The 21275-nt window shown below is 44.0% G+C and carries 18 protein-coding genes and 4 pseudogenes; 8 read left to right on the top strand and 14 right to left on the bottom strand.

The window, feature by feature from the left end; all coding sequences use genetic code 11:
- Positions 1-29: 29 nt before the first annotated feature.
- A pseudogene (locus tag J5O05_RS03940) lies at positions 30-981 on the bottom strand (IS110 family RNA-guided transposase).
- A gap of 352 nt (positions 982-1333) precedes the next feature.
- Between J5O05_RS03940 and J5O05_RS03935 the strand changes: the two are divergent.
- The 3 genes from J5O05_RS03935 (at position 1334) to J5O05_RS03925 (ending at position 3694) form a co-directional block, all read left to right on the top strand.
- Complete coding sequence (locus J5O05_RS03935) at positions 1334-1960, top strand: LysE family translocator (protein WP_208843682.1); 627 nt, start codon at positions 1334-1336, stop codon at positions 1958-1960.
- Positions 1961-2082: 122 nt separating this feature from the next.
- Positions 2083-2748, top strand: coding sequence for a hypothetical protein (locus J5O05_RS03930; RefSeq protein ID WP_208843681.1), 666 nt, complete (start codon positions 2083-2085; stop codon positions 2746-2748).
- 73 nt (positions 2749-2821) lie between these two features.
- On the top strand, positions 2822-3694 hold the full coding sequence (locus tag J5O05_RS03925; RefSeq protein ID WP_244369774.1) for an alpha/beta hydrolase: 873 nt from the start codon (positions 2822-2824) through the stop codon (positions 3692-3694).
- A gap of 117 nt (positions 3695-3811) precedes the next feature.
- Here the strand turns inward: J5O05_RS03925 and J5O05_RS03920 are convergent, their stop codons facing one another.
- From J5O05_RS03920 to J5O05_RS03875, 13 genes and pseudogenes are all read right to left on the bottom strand, one after another.
- Positions 3812-4498, bottom strand: coding sequence for an alpha/beta hydrolase (locus tag J5O05_RS03920; RefSeq protein ID WP_208843680.1), 687 nt, complete (start codon positions 4496-4498; stop codon positions 3812-3814).
- A gap of 151 nt (positions 4499-4649) precedes the next feature.
- A pseudogene (locus tag J5O05_RS03915) lies at positions 4650-5523 on the bottom strand (Tim44 domain-containing protein).
- Positions 5524-5679: 156 nt separating this feature from the next.
- Complete coding sequence (locus J5O05_RS03910) at positions 5680-6411, bottom strand: DUF3379 family protein (protein ID WP_208843679.1); 732 nt, start codon at positions 6409-6411, stop codon at positions 5680-5682.
- A pseudogene (locus tag J5O05_RS03905) lies at positions 6404-6926 on the bottom strand (sigma-70 family RNA polymerase sigma factor). Before J5O05_RS03905 ends, J5O05_RS03910 begins: the two are co-directional and overlap by 8 nt.
- Positions 6927-7116: 190 nt before the next feature.
- Positions 7117-7710, bottom strand: a complete 594-nt coding sequence (locus tag J5O05_RS21595; RefSeq protein ID WP_244369772.1) for a BatD family protein — start codon at positions 7708-7710, stop codon at positions 7117-7119.
- 28 nt (positions 7711-7738) lie between these two features.
- On the bottom strand, positions 7739-8770 hold the full coding sequence (locus J5O05_RS21590) for a BatD family protein (RefSeq protein ID WP_244369770.1): 1032 nt from the start codon (positions 8768-8770) through the stop codon (positions 7739-7741).
- The gene (locus J5O05_RS22675) at positions 8764-9999 is read right to left on the bottom strand and encodes a tetratricopeptide repeat protein (RefSeq protein WP_341874704.1); all 1236 of its coding nucleotides are present in this window, start codon (positions 9997-9999) and stop codon (positions 8764-8766) included. The genes J5O05_RS21590 and J5O05_RS22675 overlap by 7 nt, the downstream gene beginning before the upstream one ends.
- Positions 9969-10454 (bottom strand): VWA domain-containing protein, encoded by a 486-nt coding sequence (locus tag J5O05_RS22670; protein WP_341874703.1) that lies wholly within the window; start codon positions 10452-10454, stop codon positions 9969-9971. The genes J5O05_RS22675 and J5O05_RS22670 overlap by 31 nt, the downstream gene beginning before the upstream one ends.
- On the bottom strand, positions 10357-10752 hold the full coding sequence (locus J5O05_RS22665; RefSeq protein WP_341874702.1) for a hypothetical protein: 396 nt from the start codon (positions 10750-10752) through the stop codon (positions 10357-10359). Before J5O05_RS22665 ends, J5O05_RS22670 begins: the two co-directional genes overlap by 98 nt.
- Entirely contained in the window at positions 10752-11744 is a 993-nt protein-coding gene (locus J5O05_RS03890) for a vWA domain-containing protein (protein ID WP_208843678.1), read from the bottom strand. The genes J5O05_RS22665 and J5O05_RS03890 overlap by 1 nt, the downstream gene beginning before the upstream one ends.
- Complete coding sequence (locus tag J5O05_RS03885; protein ID WP_208843677.1) at positions 11737-12183, bottom strand: DUF4381 domain-containing protein; 447 nt, start codon at positions 12181-12183, stop codon at positions 11737-11739. Before J5O05_RS03885 ends, J5O05_RS03890 begins: the two co-directional genes overlap by 8 nt.
- Positions 12184-12189: 6 nt before the next feature.
- Complete coding sequence (locus J5O05_RS03880; RefSeq protein ID WP_425281517.1) at positions 12190-13101, bottom strand: DUF58 domain-containing protein; 912 nt, start codon at positions 13099-13101, stop codon at positions 12190-12192.
- Positions 13102-13137: 36 nt separating this feature from the next.
- The gene (locus J5O05_RS03875; RefSeq protein ID WP_208843675.1) at positions 13138-14094 is read right to left on the bottom strand and encodes an AAA family ATPase; all 957 of its coding nucleotides are present in this window, start codon (positions 14092-14094) and stop codon (positions 13138-13140) included.
- 353 nt (positions 14095-14447) lie between these two features.
- Between J5O05_RS03875 and fadI the strand changes: the two genes are divergently transcribed.
- The 5 genes and pseudogenes from fadI to J5O05_RS03850 all read left to right on the top strand — a co-directional run bounded on the left by fadI (position 14448) and on the right by J5O05_RS03850 (position 21275).
- Positions 14448-15758 carry an acetyl-CoA C-acyltransferase FadI gene (gene fadI / locus J5O05_RS03870; protein ID WP_208843674.1) on the top strand — a complete coding sequence of 437 codons (1311 nt, stop codon included), beginning with the start codon at positions 14448-14450 and terminating at the stop codon, positions 15756-15758.
- Positions 15758-17854, top strand: coding sequence for a fatty acid oxidation complex subunit alpha FadJ (fadJ, locus tag J5O05_RS03865; RefSeq protein WP_208843673.1), 2097 nt, complete (start codon positions 15758-15760; stop codon positions 17852-17854). The genes fadI and fadJ overlap by 1 nt, the downstream gene beginning before the upstream one ends.
- A 149-nt stretch (positions 17855-18003) precedes the next feature.
- On the top strand, positions 18004-19527 hold the full coding sequence (locus J5O05_RS03860; RefSeq protein ID WP_208843672.1) for a sensor domain-containing diguanylate cyclase: 1524 nt from the start codon (positions 18004-18006) through the stop codon (positions 19525-19527).
- An 80-nt stretch (positions 19528-19607) separates the two neighbouring features.
- Positions 19608-20162 (top strand): elongation factor P hydroxylase, encoded by a 555-nt coding sequence (locus tag J5O05_RS03855; protein WP_208843671.1) that lies wholly within the window; start codon positions 19608-19610, stop codon positions 20160-20162.
- Positions 20152-21275: pseudogene (locus J5O05_RS03850) on the top strand (ATP-NAD kinase family protein). Before J5O05_RS03855 ends, J5O05_RS03850 begins: the two are co-directional and overlap by 11 nt.

Genomic DNA, 21275 nt, shown 5'->3' with positions numbered 1-21275 from the left:
ACAAGTGACTATGGCGTCAATAATTAAATTTAGACTTTTGGCGCTTCCCAAGTTACCCCGTCTCTTAGCATCGAATTTAAGATAACAATCATCTTCCTAACACAGGCAATGAGTGCTACTTTCTTAGGTTTTCCTGCAGCCACTAACTTTTGATATTGGCCTTTAAAAACCGGGTTAGATTGTATTGCCGACATCATGGCCATGTATAAAACGGTTCTCACTTGATGACGCCCACCTTGTATTTTTCGCATCCCTTTAAAGCGACCACTTTCTCGGTTTATTGGTGCAACCCCCACTAATGCGGATGCTTGTTTATTGGTCATATAACCGAGTCTCAGGTAGGTTACTAATGATGGATGCAGCAGCTATTTTACCGATCCCTTTCATACTTTGAAGTAGATGATTTTTTGCTTGATATTCAGGGCATGACTCGATTAATTTGACGATTTTACTTTCTATTTTAGCTATCTGATTTTTAAATGCAGTCAGGATAGGTTTAATCGTTGTAGCGAGTTCTTTTGGCAAGATTTGGAGTCGATTTTTCTCCATAGTTTGCATAACGAGCAATTGATTTCTACGCGCGACTAAATCACTCATAAGCTGCATATTCTCAGGCTTGAGCTGAGAGAGTGCAGGTTTAATAGCCTCGCCATAATGGGCTATCAGCTTAGCATCGAGTTTATCGGTTTTTGCACGTTGACCAATCGCCCCGGCAAAGCGTTTTACGTGGACAGGATTGGCAATTACAAAAGGTAAACCAGCTTTAGCGCATGCCATAATGAATGACATTTCAAGGCGACCTGTTGCTTCAATAATAATGCGCTCAGGCTGGTGCTTTTTAATCTTGCTAATAGCTTCTTTAATCCCTTTGTCATCGTTAGAAACGGTGAAGTAGATATCCAGCGGACGGATGTAAATATCAAGTTTAAATTTACCGGTATCAACGCCAATGTTAATGCTTTGATTTGGTTTCGTGTTCATATAAGCTAACTCTTGCTTGCATAATGCGGACTCGAGGCCCAGTAGACTATTCGAGTGTGATGCTTGGAGTCTTTTACAGCGTTCTTTCTTGTTATCGGTCTCTCAATGGAGGAGCCATCACTCAATCGAACTACTGTAAAAGAAGGCTTTAGTTGCAGCTAAAGCTTGGGCCTCACCTTACCCTAAATCGGTATAAAAAGAGTAATTAAGATGGGTGTATTATCCATACAAGCCACTGAAGCGAGACTCGTAACAGTTGGCTCAGTTTCGCTTTGCTATACATTTTAGCCAACTATTACTCGCTCCGTAGTGGAGCGTTATGCCACAAGACGTTCAACATGGAGGAAAGGAAATGGATTTAAACGCAATATTACTATTTGTGGTCACTTGTCTGGCTATCAATATGATACCTGGCCCAGATGTAATCTACATCGTTTCAAACACAATGAAAGGCAAGCTTGCAACTGGATTTAAAGCTGCAATTGGTCTTGGTGTTGGCTACTTTGTACATACATTAGCTGCGTGTTTAGGTTTGTCCGCGATAATCCTCAGCTCTGCTGTAGCTTTTAGTGCGGTAAAATGGTTGGGTGCCGCTTACTTAGTATATTTAGGTGTTCAGTCTCTGCTATCTATGTGGCGTGGAGGCAGTAAAATAGTGGTTAGTAAAAGTGTTGAAACCAACAAAAATGTATTTATACAAGGCGTTATTGTTAGTGTTTTGAACCCAAAGGTAGCACTATTCTTCCTTTCATTTTTACCTCAGTTTGTCGATACATCTACGGGCTCCGCATCAATGCAATTATTAGTGCTTGGTTTGCTCTTCAGCGCATTAGCTACGCTGTGTAACGTTTTATATGCCTCAGTCGGTAGTTGGGTTTTTAGTCGATCAAATTCTCAGCGTTATTCACGAGCACTTGAGGGTGTCTCGGGAGTTCTGCTTATTGGGCTGGCAGGCAAAGTCGCAATCAGTGAGCGCTAGTGGCATAACAAGTTAATTAAACAATGGACGCAAAACAGCAGGCTTGCGCTCATTCTTCGCTAAGTTTAGCCTGCTATTTTTCGCCGTTTATTAAGGCGTTATACGCCAATTGAGTTTTCGATATGTTTTTTAGAAAGAAGAATAAAGTCACAGCAATAAAACTGTACTCTATCGAGGATGATCAAGTTGGTATTTCGAGACCAGAACTTATTGATAGTGTTTTTAAAGCTTTTGAAGAGCAATTCAGTGAAATACCTGTGAGTTACGTTATTCATGGACCATATGGGATAAGGAAAGGTGGTTCTGTTGGTATCAAAGCATTTAAAAGCAAATTGAATGCTAAAGGCCACGAGAAATACTACGCACTTACAGGTAAAACTGAAGGTAAGCTAGGTTTTAATCTCTTATTAGACGCGATATTGGAAAATCAAACTTACAGTGAATTAATTATATGGTGGTACACAGATTGTTACACCCCATCGTTTGAAGATGTAGTGAAGGCTGTCTCGCCGTTTTACCCCATAAGTAGTGGCTTTGAATTGCAGTTTGATGATTCATATGACACTTTTTCTGAATCCAAAATCAAGAAAGGCTTTTTTGGAGGCGCTTCTACTTACATTACATATGACCGCCTAAAATGGATCGTAAACTATGAATCTGGTGATTTAAGAGCTGTATTTGGAAAGAACATTCTTAGTGAAGTTCAACTAAAACGGGCTCGAGTTCTTGATGGCAATATCCAGAGTGAGCAGGTTGGTGAGAAATACTTTGTGTATTCTGGCGTATAACAAAGCCATCATGGCATGGACGCAAAACGCTTGGCTTGCGCTCATTCGTCGCTAATTTTAAAGGAAGGAACTGGTGAAAATTTCACTTAAGCTAGTATTTACTTCATTACTTGCAATATTGTTTTTAATTGGAGCTTATGTACTTTCATCGAAATATTTTGAGCACTACACTTCAGAGTTCATCGATCACGATATCTATTCAGATTATCTTTCAGAAGAAAGAAGGGTATTTGTTCGTTTGCCAAAGGGATACGATAGCCAAAAGAGTTATCCGTTAATCATAAAATTAGATGGGAATTTCAACTTAAATCGTTGGCACGAAAGCGTTACAACGTTGTCTGAAAAAAAGTTAATTGAAGATTCCGTCATTGTCTCAATCCCTAACTTGTTCTGGACAGATACAAGAAACAGAGATTTGGTACCTCCCTACGCTAGAAAAGATGTTCAAATAGAAGCTAGACCTAGTACGGAAAATTCCCCAGAGATCTTTGGTAAAGCAGATTTATTTTTATCTTTTATCGAAAACGAATTAATCCCTTTTATAGAAAATAAGTACTCAATTAATGATAACCGAGTACTTAGCGGTTTCTCTGCTGGTGGAAGCTTTGTTCTATATACAATTGTTACTAAACCTAAATTGTTTAATGGTTATTTTGCGTTTAGCCCGGCTGCTTGGTACGACAACTCAATTGTAGTTCAGAATTTTAAAAACGGTTTAACTGAACTTAGTGGAAAACCTTTATTTTTGTATTTAAGCATTGGAGGTAATGAAAACGAGATTATCACAGGGTCGTTCAAAGGTTTATTATCAGCTATTGAATCAAATGCACCTGTGAATTTCTATTATGCACACCACTACAGTGAAAATGTCGGACATTCAGAGAATCCATATTATTCAGTGCCAAAAGCCTTGCTGGCATATTATGAATTTAGAGAAAAAATATAACACATATCAACCTTCTCTGGTCATTTAAGCATGACTGGAGAAGGTTAAGTCTAGCAAAATAAAGGCTAACTTAAACACAAGCTCAGCTTTGCACTACTACATAGCAAGTTTCACCGATCACAGTGCCTGTTTTTTCAAGATCCAAGCTTTAACTGGTTCGACCCAAACAGGGTTGGGAGTATAAAAGGCCCCGTGATTTAAACCCGTATTGATGGCAAATTCTTCAAAGGAAAGTGTATGTGGGCTTTTTGCTTTCAAGGCATCACAAGTACCAGAACGGTCTGACTTCTCGTAGACAGACAACACATGCCCGTAGACTTGAACGTCTTGATGCTGTTTAGCAATCAAGCGGCCGCATCCTGCCAACAGCACGGTATTAACGCCTACATCAGCGAGTAAATTGGATGTTAGTCCTGTAATAAAAGAACCTCGTGAAAAACCCACTAGCGTAATATGTGAAGGTGATACGCCTAGCTTAACCAGTTCGCGAATGCGCTCACTGAACGCTTGTGCATAGGCAAAAGGGTCTGTGTTTTTGGGGCGATGGTGTGCCATGAGGTGGTAGGACTCATCAGCGAGAGCCTCTTTAATCGCAGGAAAATCGTATATTCCAAAACCATGCTTAGTCTCTATAGGGGTAGGATTGTCACCCTCAACGATGTAACCATGAGAGTAGAAGACGAAACGATCATTGGCATCGACTGGTTGAGTTATCTCAGGAAACAAACTAGACGCGAAAGACGATGTGCATACCAAGCACGATGCTAATAATGAAACAGGAGATAATAGGTGGCGTAAAAACATAGCGCGATCCTTACTTAAAGACTTTATATGACCGCATGATACGCCAATAATTTATAAAAGTGTTTGATAATATTCGTTTATATTGAAATGGGGCGACTGAAATAACAAAGGCAACACGAGGTTGCCTTTGGTTTAAATAGTGTATTGGAACTTAGTCTGCGGCTAAGTTTTCAACACCAACGATAAGCCAAGGTGCATTCGCATCGGTTTTGCGCTCAAGGTGCCAAACTTCGTGAATAGGCTCTTCAACATTTTCAATGTTGTCACGGTACTTACCACGGAACATCACACTGATTTCCCATACAACCGAGCTTCACATCCGCACGTACCGCTTCAGCACTTAAGAACAACGTTTCGTTAGAAACTTGACCTTGCTCAGCGCGTTCGGCTTTAAACTCTTCAATTAGCTCTGGACTCAGGTATTCGCTAACTGTCGCGAAATCGTTTTCGTTCCACGCTTTTTGTACCGTACGATAGTGATTTTCAGCGCCACGTAGGAAGCCATTTAAGTCAAAATCACGCGGTAAATTGAACGGCACATCAGACGTACTTGAACTAAAGCCCGACGACGTAGGTGTAAAAGCCTGAGGTTGGGAAGGTTGCTGGTAAGGTTGTTGTGGCGCAGTTGAATACGGACTCGAACTTGCACCTGCACCTGCGTATGCTGGTTGTTGTCTACGCGCCATCATACCTTTCACGACTTTGAATATTACAAACGCAAGCACAGCAAATAGAATCATTTCAAGCCATTGAAAGCCCTCAAAATCATCGCCAAGCATTGCCGCAATTAAACCACCGGCTAACAAGCCGCCAAGTACACCCGCCATAATGCCTTTTTTCGAAGACTTAGGTGCTGTTTTTGCAGGTAATGTTTTAGTGTCTACCTGTTGCTTCGGCTGAGCCGTTTGAGTTTGTTGCGTCTTTCCTGATTTCTTTTTGCTGCCAAACTTTTTTGCTGCAAACGCATCAAAACTGGTGGCAAATAAAAATGTCACTAAAGACAACATGGTAATGAGTTGTTTCATACCTTTCCTCGATTAAAAAATACTGACGCCAATTCTAATTAAATTGGGTACATAAGACATAGATCTTTAGGATTAAATATGGGGGTTATGCGACGAAATCCAAAGGCTTTTGCGAGCCTTTGGATTCATTACATCAAAAATGCAATTTGCGAAGCGTTATAACCATTCCATTTGGCTGGTGAAATCGGTTGCAAATTGTTGAATTGGCGTATTTAAATTCGCGACTAAGATAACGTCCGCTTTTTCCATCGGGTTAATAAGACCACTAAAGCGATCGTCAAAGAAACTACGACCTGATTCTCTAAAACTGTCTTCACGAGGCACAACAAATACCGTCACTGGACCATCTTCGCTTTGGTAAATCATGTGCAAACTTTTTTTACCACGATAATTACAAAACGTTGCGTAGGTCACTTTGCCCGGTAAATCGTCCAGCTTAGCTCCGAATGTTGCGAGCTTTTCATTCACTTTTTGCAGTGAAACAGCATCGGTCAGTTTAAACGCGCCCATTTCATGGTAGACGTGTTCAAAAGCATACTCGTTGGCATGCACTGCGGTCGGGGTTGCCGACAGGAAATACACGGTGGTTGCAACGAAAATAGATGCCGCCATTGCAAATGGACCAGCATGTCGTCTATACCAAGTAACCGGCTTGTGTGGCGCTTCAGGCGTCATGGATTCTGAAGTTTGTGCTTCCTGAGCTTTTGCAATAATGCGATCGGCAAGCCCCTCAGGAACAGGGATGTCCATTGCTTCTTTCATTGCGGCTTCAAATGAAAGAAAGTCGTCAAGCTGTGCTTGTAGATCAGGGTTGTTTTTCGCCATTTCGTGAACGTCCTTGTCAAAAGGATCGGCATAAAGACGGCGACGAAATTCAAGTTCATCCATCTGATTGCGCTCCTCTTACTGGTGTTTTTACGTTCATTAAGGCCTCTTTGAGCTGGTTTCTGGCACGGTAAAGTCTCGTCATTACCGTGTTTTTATTCAGCTCTAACATGTCTGCGATTTCATCTCCAGAAAATCCCATAACCACCTGCATAATCAGGAGTCTCTCGATATTCTGGCTCCAAATTGTTGATGTGGCGTTGAATGACCGTTTGTTCCATCTCGTCATCGAGTGTGAAACGCTCTTTGTCTTCCAGCGTATCTTGTTCCACATCAGCATAATCAAATTGTTTACGTTCAAATCGTCGTGCGTTCTCACGACGTAAAATGGTAATTAACCAAGGCTTTGTTGCATTTTCATCTTGCAAGCTATCCAGCGAGCGCCATGCTCGAAGAAAGGTCTCTTGTACCAAATCTTCGGCAATCGTAGCATCGCCACACAGCCAATAAGCAAAACGATACAACTCAGTATGATAGGTTCTTACCATTTGCTCATAGCGTTGTTGTTTTGTGGTCATACTAGTTAGACCTTCGTTTTTAAATTTTTATTTCAACAAACTTTCTGTTTGCTTTGAATGGTCTGTAAACCCTATGTTCAAGCGCGGCCTACAAAATTAAAACGGGGTAGAATCGATATTCTCCCCGTTTTAAATACTTGGTGTTTTCTTACATAAACGCGATAAATCAGGCGTTTTGCAACTGGCTTAATTAATAAAGCGTTTCAAGCGAGTTGCCGTTTACTTTGCCTTTGTTCGCGTGCTGTTTTAACGCGGCACAGACGAGTTTATGTAACGTTGGTAAGTCCACCTGTTGATTGTTTGAACTATAAAGAGTCGCCTGCAGATTTGCAATCTCATGACTTAACGACGCGTCATTTTGTTTACTGGCCCAATCTGAGAGCGTTGCTGCACCTAATTTAGAGGTAAGAGACATTAACGCTTGGTAATAACGCTTGGTATCACCTTGTTTAGCTGCCGCATTCAGTTCAACCATTGGGTCTGATTGTGTGACCGTGGATGATGTGACTTTTGCTGAAGCGGGAGTTGGTTTTTTAAATAAAAACCACCCTAACGTCAGTACCCAAAGTACATAACCACTCACAAGCAATAGCCAATCTTGCCACGATTTTTCAGCTTGAATCATCGTTGTCGGCATCGATGCTTGCTGAGGTATGGTATCGATTTGAGGTGTTTCTGGCTCCGTTTTTTGCACTTCTGGGAGCGTAGGGGCTTTTGGTGCATTAGGGTCCGCGATGACGGTAATTGAACGAGCAGGAACAGAGGCATACTGCGTTTTCCCCATTTTCGTATTAAACCAAGCGACCTTTAACTCAGGTAACGTAAACGTGCCTGGTTTTTGCGGGAGTAGGGCGATTGAGTCTCACCATTTGGGAAATAATACGACCGTCTCTAGAGATTTGTTTACGTTCGCTGTCATCAGGGTAAGTTCTAAAACCATCAATTTGTGGTACGCTGATTTCAGGTAGCTGCTCTTGTGTTACGCCGGTGGCGGTAAGCGTAAGCGTACGAGTAATGGGGGTTCCAACTGTAACGGTATCCTCAGTGGGTTTCCATTCTTCACCTAAATGCACTAACTCAGAAGGTAACCAAGCACCAGGGAAGTTTTCAGGGATAGGTTTAACGTCTAAAGCCACACTCTCCCCAACGGCTGAAATTGCCAATCTTCGATAGCCTTCACGAACTTGCCCGTTGAAGATAGGACCGTCAATAGTGAATTGGCCACTTTTATTCGGTTGCATCAAATACTCGCGGGTCACGACAAAGTATCGACGTCCATCCACTATTTCATATTCTTCTTTTTGTTTACCCAGCAGTGTAAATTGGGTGTCAGCTAATTCTGGTGCAGTGAGTTGACCATCCAAAAGCTCTTTACCAACGTATAGCTTAACCGTATAGAGCGCAGCTTGTTGAACGTATAATGGGCCGTCTTGAAGCGCCACTTTAACAAACACGTCATTTTGTGTTCCGCCATCTTGGTCCCGCGGGATCACGTTGAGCGTTATTGGTTCTGATGTCATTCCTGAGACCGAAAACGCAGGAATGGTGAACTCACCGGCGCGGCGTGCAAGCACCTGCATTTGCCATGTGGTGCTGCTGCTAATGCTACCGTTTATAATGCTCGTACGAGAGCTTGTACTCATTGGTCCAACATTAAAAATTTTGGCAAGTTCTTGAGTATCAGGCGTTTCGCCACCGACTTTGCCGGTTGCTTCAATCGTGAGCGTAAAATACTCGCCGACAAGAACGGGATTTTTATCTACACTTGCCGTTAAACCGTCGGCAGCAAAAGAAAATTGGCTCAAGGCAAGCAGTAATAGACCACCTATAAAACGCATTACCATGATTTTTCGACTCCTTTAAGATAGCGTTCACGACCACGTTGTTGGGCCTCAAGTAACATTTTATTGCGCAGCAAAATAGACGGTTCATCCGGTACTTTTCTGAGTAGCTGCTTAATTTTCTCGGCTTTTTCACGTTCTTCTGGCGTCAGTGGGCGGGGATCACCGCTGACCATTGGCGCTTGAGCTTTGTTGTCTTTGTCCTCACCATCTGCCTTTTCATCCGCAAGACCTGCTTGCTGTGGCTCTTTTTCATCTTGAGCTTGTTGCTGGGCGTCGTTCATCATCTGCTCTTGAGCATCCGATTTTTCATCCTCTTTACCTGCTTGCTGGTTCTTATTCGGTTCAGCTTGCATGTCTGGTTGATTATTTTGACCTTCTTGCCCATCTGATTTGGATGATTTTGAAGGCTCAGCATCACTTGCATCTTGATTTTCACCTTCAGATTGACCGCCTTGTTGTTCATCACCAGATTGTTCTTTCCCTTGCTGCTGTTTGTCTCCTTGTTGCTCTTCTGACTGTGAACCTTTTTGCGCGTCTGAACCTTGTTGATTTTCAGACTGCTGCTGGTTTTGTTGAGCGGGATCTTGGTTAGTATCTTGCTGTTGCTGTTGCTGTTGCTGTTGCTGTTGTTTTTTCATTTGCTCAAGCAACTGCTTATTCGCTTTTGCTTGCGCGAGGTCTGGGTCGAGATTGAGCGCTTTGTCATAGGCTTCTAGTGCTTCATCCAATTGACCTAGTTGAGCAAGCGCGTTGCCATAGTTGTACTGGCCTTCAGCCGATGTACTGTTCTTGAATAACTCGGCTGCTTTTTCATAATTGCCTTGCTTATACAGTGCAGCCCCCTTGAGTTCATCCATTTGTGCTGACGACGCAGATGAAAAATCGCCTTTCTGATAGGCTGATAGCGCTTTTTGGTCGTCATTTTGCAGCCAGCTAGGAAGCTCCATGGCGTAGCTTTTATCAAGAGGAAGGAAAACAAACATCAACAAGGCAAATTGAAATATACCTTGGCGGAAGAGCACTAGGCCAATCGGAACAAGTAACACAAGTAGGTAGATACCTGCGTCAACGCGCCACATTACATTTTCGCTTTTTGCTTTGTTGACTTCGGCATGATTAATACGCGGTGCAAACGTCTTAATATCCTCATCAGACGGTGAGTAAGTGGCAAACAATCCGCCTGACGAAACAAGATTCTTTAGTAAGGCGACATTGAGTTTTGGAACCACAATTTGGCCAAAACGGTCTTTAAGAAATCCACCCTCAGGGAGTGAAATTGGGTCCCTTCACGAGTACCGATAGCATATACACTCAAGCGGAATTTAGTCGACGCCAACATTGACTTCACTTCGCCGATTTCTTCTTGTTCCACATCATCCGTTACTAGAATAATATCCCCATCGGCGTAATGGCCTTGTTCCAAAAGCATTTTGGCTTGTTCAATACCCGCGAGTAAGTTTGCGCCTTTGCTTGGCATTATTTGCGGACTTAAACTTGGGATCAAGTTTTTCAATGTAGCGGCATCACTGGTCAATGGTGACACCGTAAACGCATCGCCAGCGTAGGCAACAAGCGCGGTATCACCCTCAGAAAAGAGGCTCCACCATGTCCATGAGTTTAAAACGCGCTTGAGAAAGTCGGTTTGGCGCGATGTCGGTTGAATACATTGAGTAGGACATATCAACTACAAGTACGCGAGCTTGCTTTGCTGAGTAAACAGGGACTTCTTGTTTCTCAATACTCGGTCCTGCAGCGGCGATAATCGCGAGCGCCAAAAACGTACTTAATAAAACAGGGCGTTGTTTAATCACTTTAGTGTGCGTATTGCCAAGCACAATATGTGACAAATGTGGCGCAATAAGCGAACCACGTTTACTTTGTTGTTGCTTAACAAATTGCAGTAATGTCAGCACTGCCCACGGAATAAATAGCCAAAGCAAAGCAGGGCGTAAAAAAACAAAGTCGATAAGCCAATTCTGCATTAGTTGTTCTCCCGTAGAATGGACTTTGCACTTTTTATGATAAGGACCAGCGCAATCCAGCCGAGCGCAATAAGCAATGGCCAATAGAAAAGCGCTAAGGTTGGTCGGAATGTTTGGTTGTCAGAACTAATCGGTTCCAGTTTATCCAGTTCTTCGTAGATCCGTTGTAAGCCTTTTACGTCCTTCGCACGAAAATACAGACCACCCGTTTCAGAAGCGATGTGCTTAAGCGTAGCCTCATCGATACTGCTCCCCATGGAAAGTCCACCCATACCGAACAGGCTAAAGCCACCGCGACCATCTGAGCCAACGCCAACGGTGTAAACCTTAATACCAGCATCGCGTGCAAGCGTCAGCGCTTCTTCAGGTTGTAAATTCCCTGAGGTATTTTGGCCATCGGTGAGTAGGATGAGGATGCGATTGCTCTTTTCTTTTTGCTCGAACCGCTTAACTGACAAGCCAATTGCGTCACCAATTGCAGTCGCTCGACCAACGAGACCTATCTGTGTTTCATTGAGCATTTTTGCAACCGTGTCTAAATCGCGGGTTAATGGGGTTTGCAAAAACGCCGTGTCGCCAAACAGAATCAAGCCAAGGCGGTCACCTTGACGTTTTTCAATGAATTCAGCAAGCACCGCTTTGACAACCGACAGTCTATCTACGTAGCCACCTTGATACGCCATGTCTTGTTCTTTCATTGATTCAGAAAGATCGACCGCAAGCATGATGTCACGGCCTTCATTAGGTAATACGACAGGGTCATCCAAATAGGTTGGGTTTGCAAGCGCGCACACAAGGGCTATCCAGACGATGGCCTCAGAAAGACTAAGATATCTTTTTTGCTGTTCACTAAGTGAGCCGCCAGTTGCAATAGTCGCATAGCTTGGCATGCGCAGTTTCAGAGGTTGTTTGGCTGGTGTTGGTTTGACCAAGGCGATGAGCCATGGAAGTGGTAATAATAAAAATGCCAAAGGCCAGCTAAATTCAAACATTTGAGGCCTCCAACGTAAGCTTCTCTCGTGTTTTAAACGTCGTAATGGCTTGCGAAAACTTGTCGAAGAGTGCTTCTGCACCGTTGGGGCTATAGATGGTTTGCAGTTCCTCAGTGGTAAACGTCACGTTTGAAACGGTGTTCAGGATATGAAGCCATTGTTTTTGAGGCAAACTTGCCATTTCTACGCCGTAATAATGTTTTACTAACCGTTTTAACAAGGTGTGCAGTGACAGCGACGACTCAGCAAGCTTTGCCAGCTGTGTTGCTTCACGCTTAGCGCGCGAATGGCGTTGACGCTTCACAATAAATAAAATGATGAGTGTCAAGACGAGTAACGTCGCGACAATTAATCCCCAAGCCGCGTAAGAGAGCGGCCACCAACTGACTTCAGTCGGTGGGATCACATCTTTAAGAGCATCTAAAGGTGACGACGGCATGTTAAACTACCTGTGCAATTGCTGTTCTAGTGGTTGTGCGGCACTAAAAGTGCGCATTTGCATACCAGCACGACGTAAACGCGCTAAGCGAGATTGAAATTGTTCGGCTGCTTTTTCGGCATAACGTGAACGGAATGTTTTGTCCATCAGCGGTAAAGTCCAGTCAGTGCTGCCCGCGTAGACTTTCACGGCGTCTTTATACGCTGGCAATTGGTGTTCAAATGGATCACTGATGTGGCAACCAATGAGTTCACAGTGTCGACTTAGCCTTTCCAACTGCTTGAAACTACTGTCATCAAGCTGACTAAAATCGGAAATGAGATAAACCATACTGCCAGGTTTTGCTAAATGCGCGAGGCGTTTAAGGTTATCTGCAAATTTACTCGGCATTGGGGTATCGCGATTATCCAGAGCGATGTTATGAACGTCGACAAGCTGATGACAAAGCGCCAACACGCCTTTGTCTCTCGCGGTGGGCTTTAGCTCATGATGACCGAACTCGGAAAACACGATTCCACCTAGTCGGTCGCCTCGTGCACAAGTTGACCAAGCTAACAACGCACTGAGGTGACAAGCTTGCACTGATTTAAGAAGAAGCTGACTGCCAAAAACCATACTCGAGGACAGATCCGTCAACACGAATACAGGGCGTTCTTTCTCTTCTTGGAACAATTTCGTATGGGCTTCACCTGTGCGAGCGGTCACTCGCCAATCAATAGCACGAATGTCATCGCCATATTGATATTGTCTCACTTCAGCAAATTCCATTCCTCGCCCTTTTTGTGGCGCGAGGTACTGACCTGCTGATGCACTTTTTATTTTTTGTTTCGGCACAAGCGACAAAAGTGCTGCTTTACGTTTGTAGTAAAGCAACTCTTTTAATCCGACATGTGCGCCAGTGCAATGCGTATCTTGCATCCACTGTTGTGTGTTTTGAATGGTTTCAATCATCGCTTAAGGAGCTGGAACTAAGTTCAAAATACGAGAAATAACTTCATCTTTAGTGATGCCGTCGGCCTGAGCTTCGTAACTTAAAATGATACGATGACGCAGTACATTCGCGGTTACAGCCTGAATGTCTTCCGGTGTAACAAAGTCTCGACCTTGTAGCCACGCATGCGCACGGGCACATTTGTCTAGTGCAATCGTCGCTCGAGGACTGGCACCAAATTCAAGCCATGCAGCTAATTTGTCATCCAGTTTGCGGGCATCGCGTGTTGCAATAATTAGCTCAACAAGATAGCGCTCCACAGGCTCCGCAAGGTGTAATGACAACACCTGTTTACGAGCACTGAATAATTCAGCTTGCGAGATTGGTTCAAAGTTAACTTGAGCTTGCTCTAGCGCTTCGCCACGAGTTAAACGAAGAATAGCCAACTCCGTTTCCGCTTTTGGATAATCAATATTCAAGTGCATGAGGAAACGGTCTAACTGAGCTTCAGGAAGCGGATACGTTCCTTCTTGCTCAAGCGGGTTTTGGGTCGCCATGACCATAAACAGCTCTGGTAATTTGTAAGTAGTTTTGCCTACGGTAACTTGGCGTTCAGCCATGGCCTCTAATAATGCTGATTGAACTTTAGCTGGCGCTCGGTTTATTTCGTCAGCCAAAATTAAGTTATGGAAAAGAGGGCCTTTTTCAAACACGAATTCACTGGTTTGTTGGCGATAAATGTCCGTACCTGTGATGTCAGACGGCAGTAAATCAGGTGTAAACTGGACGCGTTGGAAATTACCCTCAACACCCTTTGCTAGTGCGTTCACAGCACGTGTTTTTGCAAGACCTGGCGGGCCTTCGACCAACAAATGGCCATCAGCAAGTAACGCAATCAACAGGGCTTCGGTCAGTTGAGGCTGACCAATAATTTGTGTGTCTAGATACTGTTTTAGTTCGATAAATTTATTTACAGCCATTGGGAGTTTGTCCTTTTATGACAAATTAAACCAACTAGTGGGCGCGTTTGCCCGTGATAAAATGATTCCTGCTCTATGGGGGCTTTCCTTGAGAATCTCAAGAGCTTAGCTTAAGGGGCAGGAGGATCTTGCGTGATAGTTAGACTAACAAATTCATGAAAGTTCCCAAAAAATTTCATCTATACTTCGTTTGCCGTTTATTTAAACAAATCATCGTTTAAGCATGGTAACGAGGGCCAAATTGATGTGGCGTTTTTTTAAGCAAAATGTGATTTGCTATTGGCTTTATGTGTCGGGTTGTTTAGAATCGGGGAAAACCAACAGGTCAGACCTGTCTACGGGAGAGAAAGTTAATGTCTAAACAAAATATACTAAAAACAACAAAAGGCGACCGCATTGCGGTAGTTTCTGGGCTACGTACTCCATTTGCGAAGCAAGCAACCGCGTTCCATCACGTTCCTGCTGTGGACTTAGGTAAAATCGTTGTCAATGAAATGCTCGAGCGTTTAAACATCGACAAACAAGAAATTGATCAAGTGGTATTTGGCCAAGTGGTTCAAATGCCAGAAGCGCCAAATATTGCACGCGAAATCGTGCTTGGTACGGGCATGCCTGTGTCAGTTGACGCATATTCTGTATCGCGCGCGTGTGCAACAAGCTTCCAAGCAATTGCAAACGTAGCAGAGTCTATTATTGCTGGCAGTGTGTCTGTTGGTGTTGCCGGTGGTGCTGACTCTTCGTCTGTGCTTCCGATTGGCGTAAGTAAAAAATTGGCCGGCAGTCTGGTTGACTTAAACAAAGCGCGTACACTTGGACAGCGTTTCAACATTCTGAAAAAACTTCGTTTTAAAGACCTTATGCCTGTACCGCCAGCGGTGGCTGAATATTCAACGGGTCTTTCTATGGGCCAAACTGCGGAACAAATGGCGAAAACGCACGGCATTAGCCGAGCGGATCAAGATGCGCTAGCGCACCGTTCGCACACTTTGGCAGCGAAAGCGTGGGCTGATGGTCTACTGAAAGATGAAGTGATGGCTGCACATGTTGAGCCGTACAAGAGCTTTATCGACAAAGATAACAACATCCGCGAAAACTCTGTTTTAGAAAGCTATGCGAAGTTGAAACCAGTATTCGACCGTCAACATGGCACAGTAACGGCGGCGAATGCAACACCATTAACAGATGGTGCTGCGGCAGTATTACTAATGAGTGAAAGCAAAGCAAAAGCATTGGGTTATGACATTTTGGGTTATATCCGCAGCTTCGCGTTCTCTGCGATTGGTGTTTATGATGACATGCTTATGGGTCCTGCGCATTCAACGCCTGTGGCGCTAGAGCGTGCTGGCATTACCTTGCAAGATTTAGATCTTATCGAAATGCATGAAGCCTTTGCTGCACAAACGTTGGCAAACATGAAAATGTTTGCATCTGACAAGTTTGCGCAAGAGCAATTAGGTCGCAGTAAAGCGATTGGTGAGATCAACATGGATAAATTTAACGTTAACGGCGGCTCACTCGCGTACGGTCACCCATTTGCGGCAACTGGCGCTCGTCTTATCACACAAACTTTATATGAGCTAAAACGCCGTGGTGGTGGTCTAGGTCTAACCACAGCTTGTGCTGCGGGTGGCTTGGGCGCCGCGTTTGTATTGGAGAGCGAATAATGTCGGTATTTAGTTACGAGTTAAACGACCATCGTGTCGCGATTGTGACCATTGACGTCCCTGGCGAAAAGATGAATACGTTACGTGACAGCTTTGCCGGTGATCTTGCTGAGATCATCGAAAAAGGCCGTGCGGACGACGTAACCGGTATGGTTTTTGTCAGTGGTAAAGCGGATAACTTTATCGCAGGCGCAGACATCAAAATGCTAGACAGTGCGAAATCTCGCGCGGATGCACTGGCTCTGTCTGAAATGTGTCAAAAAGCCTTTTTTGAGATGAAAAAGCTGCCTTTCCCAACGGTTGCCGCGATTCATGGTGCGGCGCTTGGCGGTGGTTTGGAGTTCGCATTAGCGTGTGATTACCGTGTTTGTTCAACGGATAACATGACAAAACTTGGCTTACCTGAAGTACAACTTGGCCTATTGCCAGGTGGTGGTGGTACGCAGCGTTTACCTAAACTGGTTGGTATTCAAAAAGCGCTTGAGTGGATGTTAACGGGCAAACAGGTGTTTGCGAAACAGGCTAAAAAAGCAGGTCTCGTCGACGATGCAGTACCGCAAAGCATTCTTCTTGATGTTGCAATTCGTCTCGCTCGAGCGGGTAAACCAAAGCCACGTATGCCGCGTCTTGATAAAATCAGCCAATTGTTGGAGTCTAATCCGTTTGGTCGCAACATCATTTTCAAGAAAGCAGAAGAAAATGTGCTGAAGAAAACGGGTGGTCACTATCCAGCGCCAATCGCCATCATTAAGGCGGTACGTGCATCCGTAGAACTTGATGAATTGAAAGCGTACAAAACAGAAGCGGAAGGTTTTGCTGATTTGGTGATGAGTGAAGTGTCAGTGGCACTTCGTGGTATTTTCTTTGCAACCACGGAAATGAAAAAAGAGTGGAAAAGCGAAGATGCACCTAAAACTCGCCGTGTTGCAGTCCTCGGTGGCGGTCTAATGGGCGCGGGTATTGCTCACGTAAGTGCGGTGAAAGCTTCTGTACCGGTTCGTATTAAAGACGTTGCGCACCAAGGTATCGGCAATGCGATGAATTACAGCTATAAGATCCTGTCTAAGCGTATGAAACGCAGAATCATGTCTAAAGCGGATGTGCAATTAGTGATGAATCGTATCACGGGTGCGACGGATTACAGCGGTTTCAAACACATGGACATGGTCATCGAAGCTGTATTTGAAGACTTAAATTTGAAGCAATCCATGGTGGCTGACATCGAACGTGAATGTGGTGAACACACGATTTTCGCAAGCAACACCTCGTCATTACCAATAGGCCAAATTGCTGAAAAAGCGACGCGTCCGGAAAATGTGATTGGTTTGCATTACTTCTCTCCAGTAGAAAAAATGCCTTTAGTAGAAATTATTCCACACGAAGGCACCAGTGAGGCAACGATTGCGCGTACCGTGGAGTTTTCTCGCAAGCAAGGTAAAACACCGATTGTTGTTAAAGACAAAGCCGGTTTTTACGTAAACCGTATTCTTGCGCCGTATGTCAATGAAGCAGCTAACTTATTGTTAGCCGGTGAGCCGATTGAGAAGATTGACGCTGCCCTTGTTGAATTTGGCTTCCCAGTTGGACCTCTTGCACTGCTCGATGAAGTAGGTATCGACATTGGTTCTAAGATTGCACCAATCCTTGAAAAAGAATTGGGTTCGCGATTTAAAGCGCCCGATGCGTTTAGCCGTTTGATTGATGCAAAACGCCTTGGTCGTAAAACAGGTCGTGGTTTCTACAAGTATGAACAAAAAGGCAAAAAAGTAGACGAATCAGTTTACGAATTGCTCGGCGTCACGGTCGCACCACGTTTGAATAAACAAGAAATTGCGAGTCGTTGTGTTGCTCAAATGCTCAACGAAGCCGCACGTTGTTTGGATGAAGGTATTATCGCTTCTGCCCGAGACGGTGATATCGGCGCCATTTTCGGTATCGGCTTCCCGCCGTTCCTAGGTGGCCCATTCAGCTATATGGACAAACGTGGTATTAGCAAAGTGTGTTCAGAATTGTCGACGTTTGCGACGGACAATCCGGTGTTTTCACCAGCGGAACCGTTGATGGCAATGGCTGAGAACGGCAAGCAATACTATTAGGTTAAACCGTTCTATCTCCTAAGCTGACTGGAAATAGATATTTAGCTCAAATCCCCGAAATGTAAGCCGCTGTAATGCGGCTTTTTTCGTCTTTTTTTCTGAACTTAATCTATACTGTTAATACATTAAGTCGATGTCGTGCAGGAAAAATGGAACGAAGGATCTACGGACTAATCGTCGGTGTTGTTGTGTTCACGATTTGTGTGAATGCACTCGTACTTGTTTGGACAAAAAACATCTCAGACAACATACGTTCATTGAATGAGGCATGGCGTCAAGATGCTGAGGTTGTGTTAAGCAAGTCACAGCTACTCACACAAATGGAACGGCACTTTGGCTACAATGGATTTATCCATCACTTTAAAAACTACATTCTTCGCCATCAAACTATCTACTTCGACACAGCCCAAATTGAAGCCGTTGAACTTCGTGCGGCGTTAGATGAGTTTGACAATTATCCCCTAAGTTTAGAAGAGCAAAATGCTTTAGTTGCTATTCGATCAACCCTTGAGTTGTACATTGAAAAACTCAATTTTGCATTCAATCAACAGACACTCTCTCAAAATATCGCAGAACTAGATGAACAGGTTAAAGTGGATGACTCACTTGCTGAAAAAGCGTTTGAAGTGCTAAGACGAAATATTTCATTGGAATTTATTGAAGCGCAATATGACCAAAAAAGGCTATTGGCAGAATCTCTAAAACAAACTCAATTAGGCGGCTGGGTATTTATGCCTTTGCTGACGTGTGTTGCGCTTTTTAACTTATTAGCGCTTTGGTTCTGCGTAAAACTCATTCGAGAGCGTAAGATGTTATTTAATGCGACACCTGACGCCGTGATTTATGTGCATGATGATGGTCAAATACAACAAGTTAATCAAGCTGCGTGTGATTTATTCGGCTATTTACGTGAAGAAATGCTCCTGCTGAAAGTCGAACAATTAGTCCCTCAAGAATACCGAGAGCAGCACGTCAAAGACCGTGGCGAGTTTACCGGTCGCTCGCGTATGCGACGTAAAAGCAGTGATGGACTACCAATCATCGGCATTACAAAACAGGGCAGTGAAATTCCAATTGATGTTGCAATATCGAGTACCAAAATAGGTTCACACAAAGTAAATATCGCGGTGGTGCGAGATATTCGCAAAGAAAAACGGTTGGAACTCGAAGCACAAAATGACCATTTAACTCAAGTTTACAATCGTCGTCATCTTGATTCTGTTTTACTTGAGGAAATTGAGCGAGCAAAACGCTATGGAAGAAAGCTCTCGGTATTGCTCGTTGATCTCGACCATTTTAAAGAGTTAAACGATGAACACGGGCATCTAAAGGGCGATGCGATGCTCAAACAGTTAAGTCAATTTTTGAAAGTGTCGGTTCGGCCGAGTGATTTCATAGGACGCTGGGGGGGCGACGAGTTTCTTTTGATTTGCCCCGAAACAGGCCCTGATGCTGCATTACGGTTTGCCTATCGCTTGGTCGAGGATTTTCAATTTCTCACGGAAGGTCAGCTTACCTTGAGTGTTGGCGTAGCAGGGTATGATATTGTTAGTGACTTGATTTCAGCACAAATGTTTTTGGATGCCGCCGACAAAGCACTCTATAAAGCAAAAACGGAAGGCCGTAATCAAGCGCAATTATTTATTGGCGATGTGAATAGCGTATACAGCTAATGGCGTGGCTTTTACTTCTTTCTTAAAACGCCGTACAATCCACCTCCATTGTATCTTACCGCTATTTTGTCGTTGTTTTCATGCACCACATTGATGACTTAATCTCTCTCTTTGACCATGTATTTTACGCATCTCACAATACGCGTTTGGTAAGAGGCGAAGATGAACCTATCTATCTTCCTGCTGATGGTGAAGTCTCTTATTGTCGTATCATTTTTGCACATGGCTTTTATGCCAGTGCAATGCATGAAATTGCTCATTGGCTTGTCGCAGGTAAAGAACGACGCAAACTCGTCGATTTCGGATATTGGTACTGTCCTGATGGTCGTGACGAACAACAACAATCTGAGTTTGAGAAAGTAGAAGTGTTGCCTCAAGCAATTGAATGGGCGTTGAGTGTTTCAGCGGGATTTCCATTTAACGTATCAGCAGATAATTTAAATGGTGCGCCAACGTGCCGTTTTCAATTTCAAGAAAAAGTCCACACAAAGCTGTTGTCATTATTAGACACAGGCTTTAATCCACGAGCTGAGGCATTAATGCAGGCTTTAAGTGCCCATTACGGCACGTCTTGGCCATTGACCAAAGCGCAATTTGAATGGCAGTTTCCAGAGGAGTTTAGAGATGCAGTTTAAACTAGGAACTCATAGTTAACCCAGTGGCTGGATTAGGCGGTAGTGTGGCCCTTAAAGGCAGTGATGGCGCGGATACAGCCGCAAAGGCACTATCACTTGGTGCTGAGCCACTTTCAAATAAACGCACAGCAATGGCATTGACACAATTATTGCCTTATCAATCGCAAATAACTATTTATACCGCATCGGGTGAAATGGGTGAACGCATAGCCAAAGAATTGGGGTTTAAGACCGAGGTAATTTACCAAGCGCCTGCTACGACGACACCGGAGGACACAGAAGCTACGGCTCAGATACTTAAATCACAATCTGTTGATTTAATTCTATTTGCCGGTGGCGATGGTACTGCACGAAACATTTGCGCTGTGGTAGAAGATTCAATAGCCGTGTTAGGTGTGCCCGCTGGTTGTAAAATTCATTCGGGCGTATACGCAATCACGCCGAAGGCCGCAGGACGAGTCGTTGAAATGTTGATCAAGGGTGAGCTTGTCACGCTATCCGAAGCCGATGTGATGGATATTGATGAAGCCGCTTTTCGAGAAGGTACGGTGCGCGCAAAACGTTATGGGGAAATGCAAGTTCCCTGTGAACTGCGCTACGTTCAAAGTGTAAAAAATGGCGGAAAGGAAAGTGATGAGCTGGTGTTGTCCGACATCGCAGCTTGGGTTATTTCTCAAATGGAATCGGACGAACAATACATCATGGGACTCAGGCTCTACGGTTGCCGCCATTATGGAAGAGCTTGGCTTAGACAATACTTTGCTAGGTGTCGATTTGATTCAGGATCAACAGCTTATAGGTCAAGACATGACAGCCCAACAGCTACTGTCGGCGATTGAGCATACACCGACCAAGTTGGTCATTACGCTGATTGGCGGGCAAGGTCACATTTTTGGACGGGGCAATCAGCAATTAAGTCCAACGCTGATTCGCAGCATTGGTAAGGAAAACATCATTTTAGTTGCGACTAAAACAAAATTGAAAGCACTAAATGGCCGCCCACTGATAGCTGATACAGGGGATGCTGAACTAGATGAACAGCTAAGTGGTTACTTAAAAGTGATCACAGGCTATAACGATTACGTCATGTATGCCGTCGGGCATCAAGATTAA

The organism is Pseudoalteromonas xiamenensis, from assembly GCF_017638925.1.
Taxonomy (GTDB): domain Bacteria; phylum Pseudomonadota; class Gammaproteobacteria; order Enterobacterales; family Alteromonadaceae; genus Pseudoalteromonas; species Pseudoalteromonas xiamenensis.
The sequence above is the reverse complement of the archived record's forward strand: the minus strand, read 5'-3'. Positions and strand labels throughout refer to the sequence as shown.

Bases quoted from the DNA above. Each gene is read 5' to 3' on its own strand.
- J5O05_RS03890 (WP_208843678.1), bottom strand. From the start codon at position 11,744: ATGTTTGAATTTAGCTGGCCTTTGGCATTTTTATTATTACCACTTCCA.
- J5O05_RS03885 (WP_208843677.1), bottom strand. From the start codon at position 12,183: ATGCCGTCGTCACCTTTAGATGCTCTTAAAGATGTGATCCCACCGACT.
- J5O05_RS21595 (WP_244369772.1), bottom strand. From the start codon at position 7,710: ATGGGGAAAACGCAGTATGCCTCTGTTCCTGCTCGTTCAATTACCGTC.
- fadI (WP_208843674.1), top strand. From the start codon at position 14,448: ATGTCTAAACAAAATATACTAAAAACAACAAAAGGCGACCGCATTGCG.
- J5O05_RS22665 (WP_341874702.1), bottom strand. From the start codon at position 10,752: ATGCAGAATTGGCTTATCGACTTTGTTTTTTTACGCCCTGCTTTGCTT.
- J5O05_RS03880 (WP_425281517.1), bottom strand. From the start codon at position 13,101: ATGCAAGATACGCATTGCACTGGCGCACATGTCGGATTAAAAGAGTTG.
- J5O05_RS03855 (WP_208843671.1), top strand. From the start codon at position 19,608: ATGCACCACATTGATGACTTAATCTCTCTCTTTGACCATGTATTTTAC.
- J5O05_RS03910 (WP_208843679.1), bottom strand. From the start codon at position 6,411: ATGGATGAACTTGAATTTCGTCGCCGTCTTTATGCCGATCCTTTTGAC.
- J5O05_RS03860 (WP_208843672.1), top strand. From the start codon at position 18,004: ATGGAACGAAGGATCTACGGACTAATCGTCGGTGTTGTTGTGTTCACG.
- J5O05_RS03930 (WP_208843681.1), top strand. From the start codon at position 2,083: ATGTTTTTTAGAAAGAAGAATAAAGTCACAGCAATAAAACTGTACTCT.
- J5O05_RS03920 (WP_208843680.1), bottom strand. From the start codon at position 4,498: ATGTTTTTACGCCACCTATTATCTCCTGTTTCATTATTAGCATCGTGC.
- J5O05_RS03875 (WP_208843675.1), bottom strand. From the start codon at position 14,094: ATGGCTGTAAATAAATTTATCGAACTAAAACAGTATCTAGACACACAA.
- J5O05_RS03935 (WP_208843682.1), top strand. From the start codon at position 1,334: ATGGATTTAAACGCAATATTACTATTTGTGGTCACTTGTCTGGCTATC.
- fadJ (WP_208843673.1), top strand. From the start codon at position 15,758: ATGTCGGTATTTAGTTACGAGTTAAACGACCATCGTGTCGCGATTGTG.
- J5O05_RS21590 (WP_244369770.1), bottom strand. From the start codon at position 8,770: ATGGTAATGCGTTTTATAGGTGGTCTATTACTGCTTGCCTTGAGCCAA.